Annotated in this window: 1 protein-coding gene and 1 pseudogene; both read right to left on the bottom strand. The window is 65.3% G+C overall.

What is annotated here, in order from left to right; genetic code table 11:
• Positions 1–72 precede the first annotated feature (72 nt).
• Positions 73–225: pseudogene (locus tag NET02_RS16285) on the bottom strand (IS5/IS1182 family transposase); the annotation flags it as partial.
• A complete protein-coding gene (locus tag NET02_RS16280; RefSeq protein ID WP_284058485.1) occupies positions 162–1,172 on the bottom strand; it encodes an IS5 family transposase in 1,011 nt (336 codons plus the stop codon). The pseudogene NET02_RS16285 and the gene NET02_RS16280, both read right to left, overlap by 64 nt.
• Between the last annotated feature and the right edge of the window lie 79 nt (positions 1,173–1,251).

Genomic DNA, 1,251 nt, shown 5'->3' with positions numbered 1-1,251 from the left:
CGGGGCCGTTTAGGCCCCCGCAGGGGCCTTTGGCGGCCCCGCAGGGGGCTTGCGCGCCCTGTTTGGACGCACTTACCCCACGCAGGGCTGCATAAGCCGCCTGCGCGCAAGCCACAGGTTGGCCAGCATCAAGAGCGTGGTGATCTGCGCCGCGTTCTTCTTCAGGCCCTTGTAGCGCACCTTGGTGTAGCGGAAGACGCACTTGAGCACGCCGAAGATGTGCTCGCNAGGTTGGCCAGCATCAAGAGCGTGGTGATCTGCGCCGCGTTCTTCTTCAGGCCCTTGTAGCGCACCTTGGTGTAGCGGAAGACGCACTTGAGCACGCCGAAGATGTGCTCGCCGCGCGCGCGGATGCGCGCCTTGACGCCCTCCAGCTCATCCAGCACCGCATCCAGCGGCTTGGTTGTGTCCAGCTGGCGGCGCTTGCCCGGCCGCATGGCCACGTACCAGTTGACCTTGGGGTGACGAGCCTGCACCTCCTGGCGCTTGTCCACGCCCTGGTAGCCGGCATCGGCAAAGACGTCTCGCTCCTCTCCATGCAGCAGCGCGTGCGCCTGCGTGACGTCGGCCACGTTGGCTGGCGTGACCACCACGCTGTGGGCAAGTCCACTGGCCGCATCCGTCCCGACGTGCGCCTTGCAGCCGAAGTACCACTGGTTGCCTTTCTTCGTCTGGTGCATCTCGGGGTCGCGGCTGCGGCTCTGGTTCTTCGTGGAGCTGGGCGCGGCAATCAGCGTGGCATCCACCACCGTGCCGCTTCTGACCATCAGCCCGCGCTGGGTGAGGATCTCGTTGACGAGCTCAAGCATGCGCTGGCTCAGGTTCTTCTCTTCCAACAGATGCCGGAAGCGCAGGATCGTGGTTTCATCGGGCACGGTGTCCACCCCCAGGTCCAGACCCACGAATTCGGCAAAGGCCGGCACGTCGTAGAGCGCCTCTTCAGCTGCCGGGTCCGACAGCGCAAACCACTGTTGCAGGAAGTGGATGCGCAGCAGCACCGACACCGGGTACGGGGGACGTCCCCCCTTGGGGCCAGGCGAGGGCATGTGCGGAGCAATGAGCGCTCCCAGCTCCTTCCACGGCACCACCTGCTGCATCTGCCGCAGGAACTCGCGCTTGCGCGTGGTCTTGACCTTGAGCTCAAACCCGGCTCCGAGACTGGCTTGCTTCATCGGCGGCGCTCCTGCGATGTGCTTCCTCACAGGCGTCATGCTACCCGGTCAGGGGTGGTTGTGCAGATGTTCCCTAGGC

The organism is Thermalbibacter longus (genome assembly GCF_023806485.1).
Classification (GTDB): domain Bacteria; phylum Chloroflexota; class Chloroflexia; order Thermomicrobiales; family Thermomicrobiaceae; genus Thermalbibacter; species Thermalbibacter longus.
The sequence above is the reverse complement of the archived record's forward strand: the minus strand, read 5'-3'. Positions and strand labels throughout refer to the sequence as shown.